The 19,013-nt window shown below is 65.0% G+C and carries 8 protein-coding genes and 1 pseudogene; 1 reads left to right on the top strand and 8 read right to left on the bottom strand.

Annotated features, from left to right (window positions below):
- Positions 1-235 precede the first annotated feature (235 nt).
- Positions 236-1,044 (top strand): annotated as a pseudogene (locus tag ABZ441_RS32560) (IS5 family transposase).
- 15 nt (positions 1,045-1,059) lie between these two features.
- Here ABZ441_RS32560 and dpdD read toward each other — a convergent pair.
- Genes dpdD through dpdE form a run of 8 tightly spaced genes read right to left on the bottom strand, consistent with a single transcriptional unit; the run spans position 1,060 to position 18,732 of the window.
- On the bottom strand, positions 1,060-3,138 hold the full coding sequence (gene dpdD, locus ABZ441_RS32555; RefSeq protein ID WP_358980854.1) for a protein DpdD: 2,079 nt from the start codon (positions 3,136-3,138) through the stop codon (positions 1,060-1,062).
- Positions 3,135-3,656 carry a phospholipase D-like domain-containing protein DpdK gene (dpdK, locus tag ABZ441_RS32550; protein WP_358980852.1) on the bottom strand — a complete coding sequence of 174 codons (522 nt, stop codon included), beginning with the start codon at positions 3,654-3,656 and terminating at the stop codon, positions 3,135-3,137. Before dpdK ends, dpdD begins: the two co-directional genes overlap by 4 nt.
- A complete protein-coding gene (gene dpdJ / locus ABZ441_RS32545) occupies positions 3,653-8,173 on the bottom strand; it encodes a protein DpdJ (protein WP_358980850.1) in 4,521 nt (1,506 codons plus the stop codon). Before dpdJ ends, dpdK begins: the two co-directional genes overlap by 4 nt.
- The gene (locus ABZ441_RS32540) at positions 8,170-8,862 is read right to left on the bottom strand and encodes a hypothetical protein (protein ID WP_358980848.1); all 693 of its coding nucleotides are present in this window, start codon (positions 8,860-8,862) and stop codon (positions 8,170-8,172) included. Before ABZ441_RS32540 ends, dpdJ begins: the two co-directional genes overlap by 4 nt.
- Positions 8,859-11,933, bottom strand: coding sequence for a protein DpdH (gene dpdH, locus ABZ441_RS32535; RefSeq protein WP_358980846.1), 3,075 nt, complete (start codon positions 11,931-11,933; stop codon positions 8,859-8,861). Before dpdH ends, ABZ441_RS32540 begins: the two co-directional genes overlap by 4 nt.
- Positions 11,926-12,816 (bottom strand): protein DpdG, encoded by an 891-nt coding sequence (gene dpdG, locus ABZ441_RS32530; protein WP_358980844.1) that lies wholly within the window; start codon positions 12,814-12,816, stop codon positions 11,926-11,928. The genes dpdH and dpdG overlap by 8 nt, the downstream gene beginning before the upstream one ends.
- Complete coding sequence (gene dpdF / locus ABZ441_RS32525; protein WP_358980842.1) at positions 12,816-15,410, bottom strand: protein DpdF; 2,595 nt, start codon at positions 15,408-15,410, stop codon at positions 12,816-12,818. Before dpdF ends, dpdG begins: the two co-directional genes overlap by 1 nt.
- A complete protein-coding gene (dpdE, locus tag ABZ441_RS32520; RefSeq protein WP_358980840.1) occupies positions 15,403-18,732 on the bottom strand; it encodes a protein DpdE in 3,330 nt (1,109 codons plus the stop codon). The genes dpdF and dpdE overlap by 8 nt, the downstream gene beginning before the upstream one ends.
- Positions 18,733-19,013 lie beyond the last annotated feature (281 nt).

Genomic DNA, 19,013 nt, shown 5'->3' with positions numbered 1-19,013 from the left:
CGGACACGCGGGTACGACCCGATACTCTTCTTCACCTGAGAAGTGCCTCCGGCTGGAGCAGGAACAAGGACCTCGACAATCCTCATTCTTGCTGGGCAGAGGCACTTTTCGCTTACCTGACCACCCGTCGGACGACCCGCTTCATGAAAGCGCGAGGCTAGAGCTCGTAACACGATCTTGTTGATGTCGGCTGGTGGGGCGTAACCAGTGTCACGATTCGGCTGTTCGTGAGGGTGTGGGTACCCGACCGTGGATCGTGGACGATGAGTTGTGGGCTCTGGTCGAGCCGTTGCTGCCGCCGTGGCCGCAGCGGCCTCCCGGGCCAAGGCCGGTGTCGGACCGGCTCTGCCTCCAGGGCAGCCTGTTCGTCCTCTACAACGACATAGCCTAGCAACTCCTGCCCCTGGAGCTCGGGTTCGGCTCGGGACAGACCTGCTGGCGCCGACTGGAACGGTGGCAGAAGGCAGGAGTCTTCAACCAGTTGCATCGGGTCCTGCTCGCCGAGCTGAATGCGGCCGGCGAACTCGACTGGTCACGTGCGTGTGTGGACGGTTCCCACATCCGCGCGAAAAAGAGGGCGCCGACACCGGTCCGTCGCCGGTCGACCGGCGGAAAACGGGCAGCAAACACCACCTGATCTGCGACGGACGCGGCACCCCGCTCAAGGTCATCACGACCGCGGCCAACGTCAACGACTTCACCCAGACCCTCGCCCTGGTCGACGGCATCCCACCCGTCGCAGGCCGACCCGGCCGACCCCGCCGACGACCAGAGGCCCTGCTCGGCGACAAAGGCTACGACTCCAACGCTCACCGCGACCAGCTCCGTCGCCGACGAATCCTGCCCGTCATCTCCCGCAAGCGATCGCCGAACATCAAGGGCATCGGCAAGCTGCGATACGTCGTCGAGCAGACCTTCGCCCTGCTCCACCACTTCAAACGACTCGCCGTCCGCTGGGAACGCCGCACCGAACTCCACGACGCCTTCGTCTCCCTCGCCTGCAGCCTCATCTGCTACCGACGTCTAAAGAAGACCCGACCATGATCGTGTTAGGAGCTCTTATGAAGGCACTTCGTCTAGGCGGAGCAGCCCGTGTACTGCGGCGCGTAGCAGAGAGGCTGAGCCACTTCCGTCCGCATATTCGGTAACCGTTGTTCTTGCGTGCTGTGTGATGAATCCTGTTGCGGCGTGCTTGGCGCATCGGGTGGCTAGGACGATCACGTCTGCTTGTCGGGCTTTTTGTCTCAGTTGGGGACTTCCTACGCTGTCGTGGGCGACGACTACTCTGACGCCTGGGGCAAGTTGCTGAAGCGTCTCACTGACTCGGTCTAGCACTCGTTCGTCGAGGGAGTACAGCAGGAGTTGGCGCCCCGTTGCGGCCTTGAGTTCTGCTTCGGCGTCTTGTGCTTCGCCTTCGCTGGGCTGGCTCTGCCAGTCCAGTTCAATGCCGAGTTCCGTGGACAAGCGGCGCGCCATGCTCAGGTCGCCTGGGTCCAAGCGCCCCTGGTGCACGCTCAGTGGTAGCAACAGTGCGAGAGCGAAGGCTTCGCGTGCGTTTGGCTCGGGACTGGCTTCCATGATGAGGCGGTCGGCGAAGTCCAGTGCGATGGAGGCTCGTTCGGGGGCGACCCAGCGTTCGCAGGTGTCGGCGAGTTCTTCCAGCAGTTGTTTGTAGCTAGCGGCGGAAGGACTGGATCGCAGGACGATTTCGGTGAGGGCCTGCACGGCTAGCAGGTCTCCCGGGCCGAGCCAGTCGTATGCAAACGCGCAGGTGATCAGGGCGCGTGCGCTCAAGGGGGCGGGCTGGCCGTAACCGACGCTGTCGATGAAGGCGCCCACGTATCGCCAGATTTTTGCCTGGCTGTCGTCGGGGAGATCCTCCAGCACTGTGGCGATGTGCCGGTCGTCTTGGGCTGGTGATGGCCAGTCGGCCCACGCTTCCTGGTTCAGGATGCTGGTCAGGTGGGCGTGGCCGTCGGCGACCGCGCTCATCAACTCCGGCCAAGAGGTGGGAGTTTCTGGTGTGGGTGGTGCGTCCACGTTGTGTGTCAGGGACGCGAGGGCGGGGGCTTCGTGCGTTTCGGTGGGTTTGCTTGTCTGGTGGGTTGGTATCCCGTCCGGTTGGACGTTGTGCAGCGCGGTGATGGCGCTACGAAGGGTCAAAGGAAGGGATTCGAGGGATGCGTTCTTTTGGAAGGTGGTGAGAACTGTTTGGGTGCTTGTCAGGTCCTCTCGGCTCACGGCGGCGACGAGGAGAACGGTGAGGGCTTCGGTGGAGTATGAAGCTTGGGTGTTTTCGAAGGGTGCAAGGGCGAGGAAGCCTCGATCCCGCAAGGCTTGTTGGGCGCCTTGCAGGTCACCGCAGGTTAGTGGTTCGTGCAGGTCGCAGGCGTAGACGGCGTTGAGCACTGCTTCCTTGACGGGGATCGGCGGGTTTTGCCGCACGATGTCGCCCAGGTCGGGGTAGTCGAGCAGTTCCTGGTCGAGGCCAAGGCGGGAGAGCCGTTTGATGCGCAGGTAGGCAAGGTTGACGGCGTTGATGCCGCCTTGCGCTGACAATTGGTCGAGTGTTGCTTGGGAGGCTGCTTCGCCGCCGGCGGCCAGGGCAGCGTCGAACTCGGCCAGGAGTCGCCCCGTGGGTTTGGTTGCGCGCCACAGGCGAGGAGGGCGATTCGCCAGGGTGTGCTGCATGAGCAGGGCAACGTCGGTCAGTTTCTGGCGGTAGCGGCGGTTGGGGTGGGTTTCCAGGCGGAAGGTGGTGGCTTCGCCGGCGAGGTCCAGCAGTGCTGACTCGATCGGGTCGTTGACGTCGAGGGTGCACGGGCGCACGCCTGCGTCGATGAGGTATGTCGGTCCGGCGAACGCGGTGATGATCTGGGCCATGAGTGCCGCGTGCGCTTCGCCGCGGGCGGTGACGTAGATGGCGAAGCGGTCCTGGGCTTGCTGGTAGCGGGGCAAGACGAGGGGAATGTCAGTGCTGCGGCGCAGCAGGTCGACGAAGGGTCGGGCTCGTTCACCCTTGCGGGGGTCGGGGTCCATTCCTGGCCACGCGTCGTTGCCTGGGCCGAAGAAGCGCTCAAGGAGGTCGTTCAGGTCCTGTGTGGTCCAGGGCGGGGCGCTTTGGCGTGTGGTGGTCACTGATGCTCCTTCCAGCGCTGGGCGAGTTCGAGGCGTGCCTGGCCTGCATGGCTGCCTCCTACCTTGTAGGTCACGGCTTCGTCATTTTCCAACAAGCCGCGCACGGTGAAGTTCATTGACCCGGTGAGCAGCCAGTCACGGCCACAGATGGTCTTTTCGTGGACAGAGGCGTCTTGCACCACGCGGACGGATTGAACAGGGGTGCGGCGGTGCAATCGGGCGAGGAAGTGGGCGTTGTGGGGGTCTGGGCGGGTGACGACGGTGAGGGCGGCGCCAGCGGTCACGATCCGGGCGAGGAGGTCGGATAGTGAGCACGTGCTGGGAGGGGTGTCACCGAACAGGTCGTCGTATGATCCGTGGCTGTTGTCCAAGACGTGGACGTCGCTGATCCAGGGCGAGACCAGCCACATTCTGGGGCCGGGGAAGAGAAGTTCTCCCATTAGGGCCGTGGCAAGAATGGTGTCGGGGTTTTCACCGGTGGGTCCGCCGGTGCGTACGGGGCGCTGGAGTCCATTCATTGTGTGGCCTCTCGGATGTCCACTCGTACGTGCCATTGCTGGCCGTGGCGGATCATGCCTTGCATTTCTCCGTGTACGCGCATCGCTTCTCGGTCGATCGACAGGGCCGGCACCCGGACGATGGCGTCGGCCAGTGCGGTGGTGGCTTGGGTGTCTGCTGTCAATACGACGGCGGCGTGTTGGGCTAGTGCGGTTTGGTAGCGGTTTTCCCAGCCTTCTTCGGTGACGGCGATGTGGGGCAGTTGTTCGTCGTGTGCTGCGGTGGCCAGGAGTCGGTCCAGGCTGGCGGGGCGGTCGAGATAGGGCTGGTAGTGCTGGAGATGGTGGTTGCGGGCGTCGCGGCCGCGGGGCCAGAGCAGGCTGAAGGCTTGGTCGGCGGTAAGGCTCGGTCCCGGGCCGGTGGGCATGCGGCCTGATCCGACGGCGTAGGCGATGACGCGGGCGTCGACTTCCACGCCCAGGCGTTGTTCCAGGGACTGCCATCCTTGGACCAATGCCAGTGTGCTGGCGTCGGTGGCGGGGGTGCTGCCGGGGCGCAGTAGTCGGGTTGACAGTGCTGCCACTGCGCTGTGGCGTGGTGGGCCGTCGATGTCGCTCCAAGCCTCGCGCAGTGTTGTCAGCGCTTGGTTGGATTCAGCGGCCGAGGCGTGGGCCCTTAGGGCTGCCATGGCACGTGCTGCTGTGCCGTTGGGTTGGGTGGTCACGTGGCGCAGGAGTTGGGTCACCGTGGAGTCGACGCACTCGTAGTCGTTGGGGGTTAGTGCTGTTTCGACCAGGCGCCAAAAGCGCCGCGGGTCTTCGGCGTAGTGCCGGGAGAGTTGCTCAATGACGCCCAGGCCGCCGATGGAGGTTTCACTGAGCCAGATCACGGCCGCGTTGTGGCTGAGGGCGGGCAGTTCCACGTCCACGATCAGGTCCCCGTCTTGGGCGTCGGGGCAGGCGCGAAGGGCGGCGCTCAGGATGGCTGCGGCCATGGTGTCGGTGTAGGTACGTCGTGCCAGGTTGGCTGTGCGCTCGGCGATGTCCGAGGCCACAAGGAGGTGTCCGGCACGGTCGAGTGCTTCGATGACATCGGGTTGCTGGCTGAGATCGGTGAGGGTGGCGATGAGGCGTTCGTTGCTCTGTGCGGGTGATGTCGTTGGGTCGTCGCGGTAGAGCACGCTGAGGATCTCGCCCAGGTCGTCTCGCCAGGTTCCGGTGGCGAGTGTCTGGCGGATCGATGCCGGGGTGGGGCTGTCTTCTGCCAGGCCTCGCAGGGAGAACGACGTCAGGTAGACCAGGGCCAGCCAGCCGCGCTGGAATTGGTTGGTCACCTCGCTGAGGGCGGAGTCGCTGTCGACGGTGTGGAAGAAGGCGAGGGTGCGCCATTGGGGCGAGGTCAGATACTGGGCGACCTGGGAGTGGCTGGTGTCGAGGGGCACCAGGGTGAAGGAGGCTGCGTCCACGTTCAGTCGGAAGCCGAGTGCGGCCGGTTCCCCGTTCAGGGTGTAGTGCACCGTGCGTGCGTCGGTGGTGCCCCCGTCGTAGCTGACCTCAAAACGCGATCCGCGCGTCATGCGGCGCACCTCGATGGGGTTGCCTGCCTCGTGGGTGGCGAAGCCCACGCTGGTGATGCGTTGTTCCCAGGGCGAGGGGTGGGGAATATCGGCGGGCAGGGGGCGTGCGCCGGCTCCGACGACGAGTTGTGAGCCCCACAGAGGAAATCCTTGGGACCGGTCGGCGACCTGCTTGTCCGGCTTGCTCAATTGCAGTCGGTGCGGGCGAAGGACGACGACGTCTGACGGTTCTTCGCCGGTGAGGTTTGGGGTCCAGCGGCCTTCGACGGTCGAGACGGGCACGAGGCTGCTGTCGAGTTCCAGGGTGTCCTGGCCCAGCGGCGGGATGGGCAGCCAGGTGCGGTGGTCGTCGTGCTGGTGGCCATAGCGGCGGCTGATTCTTCCGGGTACGGCCTCGCGCAGGGCTCTGGCGATCGGCAGCAGTTCATCGGCGCTGTCCTGCTCAGCAGTGTTGGCTGTGGGCTGCGCAGCGAAGGGCAGGATCAGTGCGACTTCGGGCACGTTCAGGGGGTCGAACAGGGTGCGTGTGACGAACTCCGGGAGCATCGCTCTGGGTTCGGCGCCGGGGTCCTTGTCCTGGAGGACTTGCCAGTCGTTCTTCAGTCGGCGCAGCGCGGTGGGAACGGCGCTGAGTAGCAAGGAGCGTGGCTCTTCCCAGAGCAGGGCTTGTACCTCGTCGGCGCCCAGGTGCAGTGAAGCCTTGAGGTGGCGGGCCAGGTCGTCTTGGAGAGCGGGAGTGGTCAGCAGACTCTCCAGCAGGCGCGCCAAGGCTTCACCGGCGGCTTGTTTTTCCTTGCTGCTGCTTGCCCCGCTGGGTGCGGTCAGCAGTCCTCGAGGGTCGGCCCACCAATGCTTGGGGCGGATTTTGCGTCCGGCCCAGTCCAGCAGTGATTGCGTTCCTTGAATCTTGATGACGAAGCGATTGTGGACCGGAAGGTGGCGTGCGGGTACTTCGGGCTGAAACAGCGTTTCGTAGGCCTGGTAGGCCAGACGGTCGCGGCCGTAGTCGGAGAGGGTGATGACGGTGAGGGGGCGCATGGCGCGTTGGCGGCCGGCCCGGCCGCGGCGCTGGATGAAGGCTGCCGCGTCGTGGGGTGCCTTGTGTTGGAGTACCAGTCCGACGCGGGGGTCGTTGAATCCGACCTCGAGGGAAGCCGTCGCAACCGTCAGGTTCGCTTGGAGATCGACCCCGACGTCCTGTGAGGAGGTGCGTGCGATGCGCAAGGCGTGGTTGGCCCTGCCGGCAGCGAGTACGTGGCCGATTTTCTCCATGAGGTCCCACGACTGGCCGTCGCGGTAGCGTGCTTGGTGCTGGGCGCGCGTCGGGGCCCGCAACGCTGCGAGTACCGGTTTTCTTCCTGGCTTGCCGTAGCGGTTTTGTCCTCCTTCGGCGTCCCTGAGGTCGTCGTAGAAGCGATTGGTGACGTCCAGGTCGTCGGTGAAGAGGAATCCGGTGGAGCCGTATAGTGCCGCGTCCTCTTCCGGATCGAGCATGCGTCCAAAGAGCATGGCTGTCTGGATCGATGTCGACAACAAGCTGCTGCCTGCGATCGGATCGCCGCGCAAGGCCAGGGCGTATTCGCGGCCCTCGTGGTCCATGCTGTCATCGGTGGGCTGGATGTATTCCACGCGGCTGTCGCGCAGTCCTACCAGGCGGGCGAAGAACCCGGCGGCATCGCGCAGGGTAGCGCTCAGGCCGACGAAAGCCACCGGTTTGCGGACAGCGTGCTGCCAACGGCGCAGCAGCAGGGCGGTTTGGGCTCCGTGGATCCCCGAGTAGGTGTGTACCTCGTCGAGCAGGACGAGGGAGGGTACTGCGCCGCCTTGCCAGCCCAGCAGGCGGCTGAGGCCGCCTCCGGCGCTGTTCAGGTTGAGCATTTCGGTTGTAGTGAACAGCAGGTCAGGAGGTGTGTCTTCTTGAGATTTTCGGGTCAGGGCGAGGACGCCGTGGGGGATGGTGGCACGGCAGCCTAGACAGGTCAGGCGCTCTTGATTGTTCCGGCGATCAGCATCGCGCCACAGCAGTTCACCGCGCTCGCACGTGGGGCAGGTCAGGTACGGGCAGACGGCGCCATCGCGTGTGCGTTTCCAGGCTGTACGGCCCGTGGCGCTGGGTTCCAGGCGAGTGTCGTCTTGGCGGTACGGCGTGTCTCCGTACAGGGCTCCCAGCCGAAATGGGCGGCGTCCCAACTTCAGCAGGGCAGGCTCCAGTGAGCGTGCGGTGCTCAGTGCCTCACGCAACTGGTCCCGTAGGAGTTCCTTGCGGGGATACAACGCGAGCGTGTGCAGGCGGAAGGTGTTGGGGCGGGCGCGCTCGCCCATGGCCGCGAAGGCTGGCAGATAAAAGGCCAGGGTCTTGCCGCTGCCGGTGCCGGCGCCCACGATGACGCCGCTGGACTGGGGGCGTTGCAGGGCGCCGGTCACTGCTGCGGTGGCCTCGACCTGGAAGCGGGCGAGGTCACGGGGGCCGATGTTGGTTTGCGCCACAAGGTGTTGAACGGCTCCCCAGCCTGGTTGGCTGTCCAGTTCTTTCAGCGCTGTGGCTGCTGGGATGTTGCGTTGAGGGTAGCGGCGTGGCGCGGTGTGCAGGCGGTAGTCGGCCACGAGTCGTTTGCCGCTTTGCCACCACGTTGTTGATTCATCCCGCGCTTGCCAGGGAAAAAGTTGCCGCAGTTGTGCTGCGAGTCGGACGGTCTCTGCGAGGCGTGTGCGGTAATGGGCAGGGGAGGTGTCGGGCAGTTTGAAGATCCAGGCCCGGTCGCGGAGCTCGTAAAGCAGGTCCTCGCTCGACATCTGCGTAATGCCCGCGGGGGCCTTGCGCAGCAAGGTTTCTATGACGTCGAGGACTTCGTGCTCGGTCAGGGATCCGTCGGTGATACCCCACGACACGAGTGGCAGTTCGCGGTCCTCGAGGGCGTTGAGGACCAGGTTGTAAAAGCGCGCCAGCGCAGGTGAGATCACGCTCGCCTCCTTCGGACTTCCAGGTCGCCATCGAGTTGGCACTGGCGCAGCAGCGCGATTTCTGTGTCGGTGATGTCCTTCAGTAGTTGTGAGGTGCCGGATGCCAGACGGTCCAGGAGTGTCTGTAGTTCCGGCGGGGGGGCCGGTGCGGTGCTGAGCAGTTCGGCCAGTTCAGCGTGCGCGTTGGCAAACAGTGTGATCGCTGATGCGCCGAGTTCTGCAGTCCGGGCGGATTTGACGAGGTCTTGGTGCAGTGACTTCGCTCGGCTCTGCTCGCCGATGGAGAGCATGACTTGCCGGGCCAGTTCCAGTTCGGTGAGTTGCGTTTGCGTCCACTGCCGCCAGGCTTCCTGACTGTCCCAGGCGATGCGCTCTGCCGTTTTTTGCACTGCGGTCGATGCGCGGGTGAAGGCAGCATTGGGGGGCAGGCCGCGGCCCTCGCATTGGCGGGAGAATGTCGCCAGACCGGAGTCGATTCCGGAGAGGTCGATATCCGGGCTTGCGGGTTGCGTCATCAGCGAGCGGGCGATACGGAGGTGGCGCTGCAAGGTGACCAGGTGGGTCCGCAAGACGATGATGCGTTCGCTGATGCGTCGCGCTTCTTCCTCTCCCTTGGCTCCCTCGTTGAGACGGCGTGCTTCAGCCTGCAGCCGTTCCGCCTTTTGCAGAACAGACAGGGGTCCGCTCATCGGTCTTCTCCCTTTACGTTCAGCGCCTGCCACTCGGTCAGAATGTCTTGAACTGCCCGGGCGGCTTCGTCGCCATGAGAGTTGGTTCGAGATTCTGCGTGGTCCAAGGCAGCGGTCAGCCATGTGTCGCTGATCACGAGAAACTCCCGCACGAACTGCACGGTCGCGCCGCGGTCTCGCGCGGCGGCAGTGATGGATGCCGCGTGGCGCGCAGCATCGGTGGCGTCTGAATCGTCAGCTTTACGCAGGTCGTCCTCAAGTTGGTTGAGGATCTTCCAGTCGACGCCGCGGGCATCTTCCAGCAACTCGGTGATCTGCTTGAAAGTTGCCCGGGGGATCGAGATGCTCGCGTCCTCGGCCGCCGCGAGAGCGTCGCGCACGGCGGCCAGGACCTGCGCGGAAGTAGTACCGCGCGGATGATGCTGGCGAATGACCTCCAACTGGCGGCGCAGGGAGGCGTTTTGGCTGTTAACGACATCGATCCAGTTGGCGAAGTTCCTGACGGCCGGCTTCACGCGGTCCGGCAGTTCCTTCCCTTCCGTCTGCCAGTCCCACTGCGTGCACGCCTGACGCAACAGCGGCAGAGCCCGGGCAGCGTCGATCATCCGCGGTTGCCCGATGCCCTGAGCCACGCCCAGTGCGTTGCGAAGCCATTCGACCAGGGCGGGCCTGTTGGTGAGGTGAGACTCCAGCAGTTTGCTCCAGGCAGGATCGCGGTCGGCTGCGTCCTGACGCTTCCATGAACGCCCGTCGTGGAAGGCCGCCGCCAAGAGGTCGGCCTCGTCCATGCCAGGCCATGCAACGCCAGCCAATACGGCACCGATGAGCGAGGCCCTCAGTCCGAGGATCAGTTCGTCGTCGGTGATCTGCAAGCTTGTTTGCAGCGCCGTCGTAAAAGACTCAGCGTAACGGTCTGCTTCCGCGCTCAACCGGCGTACATGCTCTGCTCTTTGCGCGGGCTGACCGTTTTTCATCAGCAGGATGCTTTGCAGGTAACGGCTGTTTCGCGCGGTCCGCTTGATGCGGATGGGTGCGGTTGCAGCGCCGGGAAGGTTTTCCGTTGCTCCTTCGATGGAAACCACACGGGCGTTGAGGGGCCACGCTGCGCGAATGGGGGTTTGAGATTGTTCCAGCATCAAGGGATCGATCCAACGGTAGCGCTGGACGACTGCACCGATGAGTGCGGTGCGCAGTTCCAGAGCAACGGACTGCAGCAGCACCTGGTCCCGGGTGAGCCAGTCATCCACGGCCTTAAGCTTGGCCAGAAGCGAACGTGGCAGGTCTGGTTTAGCAGGGTCGGGAACGGTTGTCGTCGGCGTGCTGGTGACGGTGCTCCTCTTTTCCCCTTCAGTTTTTACCTGGCCCTTCTGCGTCGGTTTGATCGCTGTGCTGTCGCCGGAGAAGGTACGGCGTTCCAGGGCAAAAGCGTCGATGACGGCGTTGGGTAGGGCGCCGGCGTGGGCGGGGGCGTTCCCCCAGAATTCCAGGACAAGTTTGCGGCGGGCGGCGTCCAGGTGGTCCTCGGCCTCGACCACTTCCTGCACTTCGGCAGGCAGTGGGTCATCAACGGCTGCCGTGGGGAACTGAGAGCGGAAGCGGGTGTCGGGGAAAGATCCTTCCTTGAGCCCGGTCGCGTGCTCGACTAGGACAGGACGGATCACGCTTCCCAAAACGGTGCGGGGGACGAACGCGTAAGGGTCGCTGCGTGGAGCGGTGGCGTGAATGGTGCGCAGTAGCGCAGACTCGTTGAAGGGGTAGAGCCCAAAGCCCTGGGAGGTTGTCCCGAACTGCTCGTGGCATTGGGTGATCAGGGGGCAGGATTCGCAGTGGTTGGCGACCTGTCCGTCGTCCGCGCTTTCCAGGGCGTCCCGTCCAAGGCGGGCAGCGTTCAGATACCGCCCGACGAACGAGGTGATCTCTTCCTCGCCTTGGTCGTCCTGGGTGAAGGGCACGTTGAGGTTGTAGACGAAGCCGGTCGTTGCCCGCACGCGGGTCAGGGCGGTTTCCGGCAGGTCCTTGAAGTAACCCGTGGTGACGGCCATGAGGGTGCGGATGGGCGCCAGGCTTGTGCTGCCAAAGCGGTTGCCCGCCTCGATGACCGCATCGAGGAGGTCTTTCTGGACACCCTGGATGAGTGCAAAGTCTTCGATCAGCAGAATGATCTCTTTGCCCTCGCGGGCGTACTCGCGCCGCACCTTGAGCATGGCGTCCTGCAGGCGGCCGGAGCCCAGGCTGGCTACCTGCTTGACGGCCGTTTCCAAGTGCTGGTTCAGCAGGTCAACGGCAGCCTGCTGCAGGAGGGGATTACCCGAGATCGCGCCAACCAGTTTGATCGTGATCTGAGCGGCCTGGTGGAGATCCAGCAGGTCGGTCGGCAGATCGTCAATGGTGAAGGCCATGGGACGGTCTGGTTCGCCATCCGCGCGGTCATGCAGCAGTTGCTCTGCCAGTTCAATGATGAACTTTCCCTTGGCGAGCATGGAGGCACTCACGTGGGGGTCTTGCAAGATGACGGTCAGGCCGCGGGGGCCGGCCAGGGGGCGGGCGTGCTGCGGAACGTCGCGGACTGTGGTGGCGGCCAGGGATTCACTCAGTGCGTTGACCAACCGCCTGCTGAGTGTGGCGACGTCCATGCTGTCGGTGAAGCGATGGATGTCGTCGCGCAGTTTGGCCAGGCTACCGTCCTGGACGCCGGCGAGCAGGGCGTCGATGACGGCCCGCAGACTCGTCTTGGCCTTTTCCAGGTAGATGACCTTGCGCTTGGCTGAGTCGGGCAGCGTTTCACCTACCCAGCGCACCAGGTGAGACTTTCCGGTGCCGGAGTCACCCACAATCGGCACCAAAAGCGCACCGGTGTCGGATTTCAGTGCAAGGAACTCATCTCGGACGGATTTCTCGTTGACCAGGGCACCGTCGGCCAAAACGGAGCGGCCGTCCAGGCGGGAGCGGCGGATACGCAGCGGTGCATGCGTGGCCAGGAAGACCGCTCGGGAAGGGCTGACTGCTTCGGTGTTGATCGTCGCAGCTGCCGTTTCAGGCTTCCAGCACAAAAAGCCGCGAAGGTCAGCCATTCTGGTCCTCCGAGATGACGATGTCGGACACGTAGTGCGAAGGGCGGTCGGGGTCGTGAAGGCTCAGGATGCGCTGCGCATCGGCATCTTGCTGCAGAACGAGCCAGCCCTCGTCTTCACCGCGCAAGAAGGCAAAGGACAAGGCAGGGCCGGCCGAGCGTGCTCCTGGGTTGGGGATTCCCAAGGCCGTGGCGTACTCACCGCCAGGGAGCACCGGTAGTGCTGTGCGCAGGGCCTGGGCGGCGTCAACGGCGTTGACGCGTGTGCCGATCGCCCACATGGTCAGCATGGTCTCTTTGATGGCGGCCGTGCAGTCCAGCGACAGGGGCCCCTTACCCGGGGTGGGCAGCAAGGGGGCCGCTCCGAAGCCCAGGGCGGGGGCCCAGTGCACGAAGCGATTCCAGCGCGCGTCATTCTTGGAAGCAGTGCCCGCTTCGGGGTTGAGGTCTTCAGACTGCTCAAGCTGAGCGATATCCCAGGTGGCGGCTTCGCCCAGGGGGTCTCGGGACAAGAACCACACGAGCGTACGGGTCAGGTCCCGCGGACCGGTCTGCGCAGGATCCTCTGCCAGTCCCGCATTGAGGTCACTGTCCAAAACAGCACGGCGCAGGCAGGCAGCGAACGCGGCGAAGTCCGTGCCATCCACGGTCACAGCCTGTCCAGCAAGCCGGATGCGGCTGTCTTCCTCTGCGATCAGCCCCAGGTCCCGCAGGGTGCGTACGGCTTGATCGAAGGTCTTGTTCTCCTTTCCCTCGGTGAGCGAGGGCGGAGCCAGGAAGGACCGTGCGCGGTCGGCGGGCAGTGGTTTGCCTTCTGTGGCAAGCAGTCGAACCACGGCCCACATAAAAGGTGGTACCGAGGCTTCCACATTGAGCAGGGCCATCAGAAAGACTCCAGGGCAGTACGTACCCACAGGTGGGCGCGGTGGATAGCAATGAGAGGGGTTTCGGGGCGGTCCGGGTGCGCCAGGGACCGGGGATGCAACAGGTACGTCACATCCTGGGACTCAAAACGCATCGCCGCTTCCGGTCCCATGACGGAATCTTCCAGGTCCATCAGCCAGACCAGGGGGTTGGTGTAGCGGTCGAGGAGGTCTCCGTCGGAGTCCACGATGAGGGGATGTGGGCGCACGTCGCGCTGCAGTCGTCGCGTGGAAAGGCGGCCGATCCCCGGACCGCCCACAGTTGACATCCCTCGTTCCGCCAGCCGCTCAAGCAGTTCGGGTATGAGGTCGTTGAACTCTTGTTGGGTTTCCCAATAGATGGAAAGACACGGAAGGTCTGTCCTGAAGCGCTGCAGGGGATCTGCACTGCGGGTCGGCCAGGACGGCACCGGGGGCCGGGGTTCTACGGCCAGTCGGTAGTAGCCGGCAGCACTCCCCCGCGCGGGGCCGTTCTTACGGCAGTGCGGGCACCCGCGGCAGGTGACTGCGGTGGGCAAGGTGCCTCCCTGGCGTGGCACGCGGTAGTGCTCTGCCAGCGCCTGGCCCCAGCAGCGTTCGCTGCGCAGGATGGTGCGCAGTCGACCGCCCGCACTGCGCTGGTCGGCGAGGATCTGCTGGCGCATCTGGTTGAAGTGGGCGCCAAAGTAGGCAGGGTCATTGGTTTGGCCGTCGGCGAGGATGATGTCGAACTGCTTGCCCAGTGCGGCATAGAACGCGTCGGATCGCTGTTGCCAGGCTGCGTCGGTTTCCTCGGGTGCACGCACAGGCGGCTCAGGGATGGTCACCGTGATCAGGCCGGCTCTGACCATCAGGTTGAGGATGCGTTCGTTCCAAGTGCGATGTTGGTTGAAGCCTTCGGGCATATCGGCGGGCAGGGAATCAAGGCTGATTCGGTAGGCGCCGCTGGGGGTGGCAGCGCGGTCGCGCCACATGGCCCGCCAGCGCATCCAGGCACGATCGGTCGTCAGTTGCGGATCGCGGTTGAGGCGTTCGGCCAACTCCACATCCGCGGGTGCTGTGGCCATGTAGGCGATGCAGGGATTGCCGTCGCGCCCTGCGCGGCCGACTTCCTGGTAGTAGCGGTCGGTGGTTTCCGGCAGGCAGGCGTGGACCACGGTGCGTACGTCGGCGAGGTCGACTCCCAGGCCGAAGGCTGAGGTGCCGACGACGACGTCAAACCGTGTAGGGCTGGGCCCGGCAGGCGTGGAGCCCGCCCAGCCTTCCAGGGCAGCACGACGCTCATCGTCTTTGGAGTTGCCGGTCACTTGGGTCACGCGGTGGAAGCCAATTGAGCGAAGCCGCTCAGTCCAGGCTTCGGCGTCTTTAACGCGCGTTGTGTACAGCGCCAGAGGCTTGGGCAGCATGGCGACGGCCTCGATGACGGCTTCTTGCCGCGTTTTAGGGTCTGGGCAGGTATCAACGTAGTAGCTGGGCTCGTGGCGCAGTTGCGCCGCCCAGACCACCTGCGCCTGCCCTGGTTCGGCAAACAGTTGTTCCAGCAGGGTCACCTGGCGGCTGGTGAGGGTGGCGCTCATGGCCACGGTCACCGGGGCCTTCCCTGTGGGGGCCTTATGCAGCCAGGTGCGCCGGTGGCTGGCCATGGTTTGAAAATCGGGCCGAAAGCCTGTGCCCCACTGCTCGACCAGGTGCGCTTCATCGATGATGAAGTACTGCAGCAGCCCCGCCTCGGCGGCATCCTCCAGCGGCTTCTTCAGCGCCGTCACCACTGCTTCGGGCGAGGTGAACAGCAGGCGCTGCCGGCCGGTGCGGACGTCGTCGCAGATCTGCTGCTTGACCTCCTGCGGCAGGCCACTGGTGTAGGCGTAGCGTCCGGTCGGGCTTCGCTTGCCTTGCCGTTCAAGGGTGGCTTGCGTTCTGGCTTCCATGTCCAGGGCCAGGATGACGGTGGGCACGACCACAACGGAAACACCCCCGCGGGCACCGGCCAGCAGGGCTGAAGCCTGCGCGACCGCGGTCTTGCCGTGTCCGGTGGGCAGGCACACGATCGTCGTGGTACCGGCGGGGGCGAGCGCGACCGCTCGTGCAGCCTGCTGCTGTCCGACGGAGACGTACTCCTGGTATCCCAGGGCCTCGTGCCAAAAGGGATCGGCAGGCTGGGGTTCAAGGTGTCGGCGGTGCGGCGAGTCCACTCCAAGGTAGACCTGTTCCAGATCCTTTTGAGCGCTGTCTTGCGCTTCGGACGTCAGCGCTCGCGGGTGCCACGGCTGGGCGAAGACCCGCAAGCCTCGGTCGGTCGGCAGGGTCCGGCAGGCCATCTGCTCCCACTGCTCGCGGCTGGGCAGTGCTGAATCCAGGGGGACGTCAAGTCCGGTGTGATTTCCTCTGACGGCAGCCTCCAGCAGCACCTGGCGAGTCAGCGCCGCAATGTCGCGCCAGGCGACCGCCTGGGTGTGCTGCGCTGCCTGGTCGGCCAAGGCGTCCTGCAGCCGTCGCAGGGTGCCGGCAGCCGGCTTCGGTGGTATCTGGGGCCATGCAGCAAACAATTCCTGGGCCTGCGCCCACGCATCACTCATGGTGCTCGGCCTTCCGGTAGCCGCCCCGCACAATGCAAGTGGCAGCAACCACGCGCACCGAGGGGCGGCTGAGCCCCTCCACAAGATCGCCTGCCACGGCAACATCCAGCAGATAGCTCTCGGTATCCCCCAGCAGATGACCGGCTGCCTGGCGCGCCTGGGCCTGGGCGGTTGCGACGGCGAGTTGCTGGCGCGCCTGCTCCTGCGCCGTGGTGCACCTGCTCAAGAGGTCGGTCGCCTGGAACAGGTAGGCCCGGGCCGCGTCCTCGGCCGCTTGTGCCGCATGCCGGTATTCCTGCCAGCCACCGAACACAGCCAGCAGTTGGCCTTGGTTGGTGACGTTGTAGTTCTGATCTCTCTTCGTCTCCTTGCCATCCCTGTCTTTGCCGTAGGGAGCACTCAGCCAGTCGCAGACCGCCGGGTCGGTCAGAGCCGTGGGGTGCCCAGCGCGCGTCCACACCTTGAGGGTGAACGGGGGCATGAGGCGATCAGCCTGCCGCCTCAGCGCGCGCCGGGCTTCCGGTACGCCTTCGAGGCGGCGCAGTGCGGCACTGATGTCCGCTTCCACGAGATACTCGAGTCCGAAGTAGGCCTCATCGGCTCCGCGACAGGCGGGGTCGAAGCGGCGGAAAGCTGTGGCCTGACCGCATTCATCGGTGAAGACGATGTCGGCGAGAAGGTCCACGAAGGGGTTGCCCGCGCGAAACAGCCTGGTTCCCGGAGCCCTCAACGCGGTGGACCGGTTGAAGACGCCCTGCGTCATGTCGGTATGCATACGCTCGGCAGCTGCTTTGTAGCGGCGTGGGTCGATCAGTGGGCGTGAGGAAGCGACGTCGAAGTAATCGCGCTGGTGGCCTGCGGCGGTACGCGTGCCGTGCCGGAAGCCCAGTCCACCGTCGTTTCGGTCGGCGTAGTGCACCAGGTCCGTCCGTAGACGTTGCCAGTCTTGTTCCAGGCGATCCAGGGCGGCAGCGGTCTGCCGTGTCTGCTCCGATGCCTCATGTACGGACTCCAGCATGTCCATGGTGTCGATATCCCGCTTGGCCTGGCGCAGTTCTTCGCGGATGCTGGGCGCCAGCGAGGTCAGCCGCCCCGGACCGTCGACGAGGGCTTGGCCCCACACACCGGGCAGAGCATCGGCAATGGTGTCCTGCAGGGTTGAGGCGGATGCAGTGAACAGGTCGTATCCCTCGTGAAGCACACGCGCCCACGCGCCGCAAAACGCCTCATCGCCTTCGCGGTCGCCCACGCGGAACTGCTGCGCTGGCCGGTTTTGGCGCAGTGATTCCACCCCACGGTAGCGGTCGACGCGTCCGATCCGCTGCTCCAACCGGTTGGGAGACCACGGCAGTCGAACGTGCACCACCGAGTCAGCGAGTTGCAGGTTCAGCCCGTCCTCGGCGGATGCGTCAACGACAAGGATCTGGGACTGCGTGGTGTCGCATGCCGTGCGCCAGGCCAGCACGGCCTGCTCGCAGGCGTCCGATCCGAAGTCGGTGGTGTGCAGGCCTACGACGGCCGCGGGTGCCTGCTCGCGCAGGGCATCTGCGACCTGCCCGGCCAGGCTTCCCGGGCCGCAGAAGATCACCGACCTGGTTCCGGGTCGGGCGACCGACAGTAACGCCTTAGCCAGGACCGTGCTGGCCGATACACCGGAGTGGTCGGCGTGCTCCTGGGTGTAGGCGTCCAGCAGGTCACTCTCGCCGGGCACCGGGGCCGGCGCGGCAAGGTAGTCGCGTTCCTGATCGGTGAGTCCTGCCTGGTCGGCGGCTTGGTCATCGTGGTGCACGCGCCAGCACAGGGCTGACAACACGTCCTTGAACAGGGCCCCAGCCCGTGAGGCGAGTACCGCCAGCGCCATACCGTAGACGGTCTGCTGGGTTTCGTCGGCTTCAGTGTCCAGCAGGTGATCAGCAATCAGGGTGCGCCATTGCAGCAGCAGCGCCTGGGCCAACTGGTGTTCCCCGGATTCCACCGCGAGCAGACGCGGGCGGGTACGCCCCCGCACTTCATAGGGCACCAGGTTCGATGCTTCGTCGTCGCGCAGCACGGAGGCGCGGCGGTGGCGGATCACTCGTCGATGCAGGCGGTAGGTCTCACTGAGATGAGCCCTCAGTGCCTCGACGCGCACTTCCAGTTCCGGGGCCTGATCCTCGTCCGCCAGTTCGTCGTCGTCAGTGAGCAGCGCCAATACCTCGGTGGCCAGACGGTCGAAGTGGCCGTCGTGGGGCACCAACTCGCGCAGGTTGTGGATAGTCATCGGCAGCAGTGCAGGGAAGTAGGCATCCAACTGGAAGGCGCCGTCGGCGAAGTCTTTGCGCCGCCGGTAGCGCTCTTCGAAGGCGGCGCGGTCGTCCCAGCGGTAGAGGTGTCTGTCCAGGAGGTGCAGCAGGCCAAGGTGGGTAACGTAATGCGAGGTCACTGGGGTGGCCGACAACAGCAGTAGGCGCGTGGCCGAGTGGGCGATGCGGCACAGTTCGCGGTAGGGCGACTGCGTCGGCTCGGTGATGGTCTGGACGAGGAGATGCGCCTCATCGACGATCAGCAGGTCAGCGTCGCGGTAGGTCGCCCACTTGTCCGGAGTGTCGTGAGCGGTGAACGTGATGCGCGCCTCGGGGAAGTCATCGATGAAGAACTTCTCCAGCATTTCGCTACGCCATTGCCTGACCAAGGGCGCAGGTGCGAGCACGACAACCCGCGCGCGAGGGTTGTCGATCAGCGTCTGGCGAAAGATGTAGCCGGCTTGAACGGTTTTCCCAAGTCCCACCTCATCGGCCAGCAGGTAGCGCTGCACGGGGTCGGAAAGAACGGTCAGCGCGGCCTGGATCTGGTGGGGGTAGATCTCGGCAGCAGAAGACAGCAGTGCCGGGATACTTCCGCTGGCTCCGCGCTGGGCGATGAGGCCGTGCAGCATCGGCAGGCGGGCATCGTGGAAGTAGCCAGATTCGTTGCCTCCCGCGCCCAGCGTTGCCACCGGGCTCTTCACCGGCTGATCCCAGCGTACGTGCAACTCTGTCGTGCGCACCGGCGGATGGACGTTCGGATGGTTGGGGAACCGGACGTAGTACACGCCTGGATCGCTCCCTTGAACCCGCCCCACAAGCCAGACACCCGTGCTCGGGTCACGCCGATAAACGCGGGTCTGGTCGGGCAGGCTGACCGGGGTGCATAGATGCGCAGCCACCCACTGCGTGCGAGCAACCGGCTCTGCTATCGACTCGAAGAAGTCGACCTTGACGTTGTCACCCTCGACTGCCGTAACACGCCCGACCCCCGGAGAACCGACAAAACGAACAAAATTCCCCACCCTCAGCCTTGACATCACACTTCCTTCACAAGGCACACACATTCAGGAGGCTGAGCGTAGACGGTGCCACCGACAGTCATCTCGCCTAGGTGCGCCCTCTCGCCCCGGCCGCCCGGAGTAGCGCCATCATTCGCCACGCCGCAAGCTCACACCCACCTTGCCCACGCCGCCCAGTCCAGGGCGATTCACACCATCTCATGCCGCTCTTGTGCCGCGTTGACATTCACTCACGTTAGCGGCGATCACGCCCTTCGCGATCTCTTTGGGATACCTGGTCACGCGGGGTTGACGCAAGC

Source organism: Streptomyces sp. NPDC005752 (assembly GCF_040630715.1).
In the GTDB taxonomy this organism is placed as follows: domain Bacteria; phylum Actinomycetota; class Actinomycetes; order Streptomycetales; family Streptomycetaceae; genus Streptomyces.
Note: the sequence above shows the minus strand (reverse complement) of the source record. Positions and strands in the feature narration are given on the sequence as shown.

Bases quoted from the DNA above. Each gene is read 5' to 3' on its own strand.
- dpdG (WP_358980844.1), bottom strand. From the start codon at position 12,816: ATGGCCCTGCTCAATGTGGAAGCCTCGGTACCACCTTTTATGTGGGCC.
- dpdF (WP_358980842.1), bottom strand. From the start codon at position 15,410: ATGAGTGATGCGTGGGCGCAGGCCCAGGAATTGTTTGCTGCATGGCCC.
- dpdE (WP_358980840.1), bottom strand. From the start codon at position 18,732: ATGTCAAGGCTGAGGGTGGGGAATTTTGTTCGTTTTGTCGGTTCTCCG.
- ABZ441_RS32540 (WP_358980848.1), bottom strand. From the start codon at position 8,862: ATGAGCGGACCCCTGTCTGTTCTGCAAAAGGCGGAACGGCTGCAGGCT.
- dpdH (WP_358980846.1), bottom strand. From the start codon at position 11,933: ATGGCTGACCTTCGCGGCTTTTTGTGCTGGAAGCCTGAAACGGCAGCT.
- dpdK (WP_358980852.1), bottom strand. From the start codon at position 3,656: ATGAATGGACTCCAGCGCCCCGTACGCACCGGCGGACCCACCGGTGAA.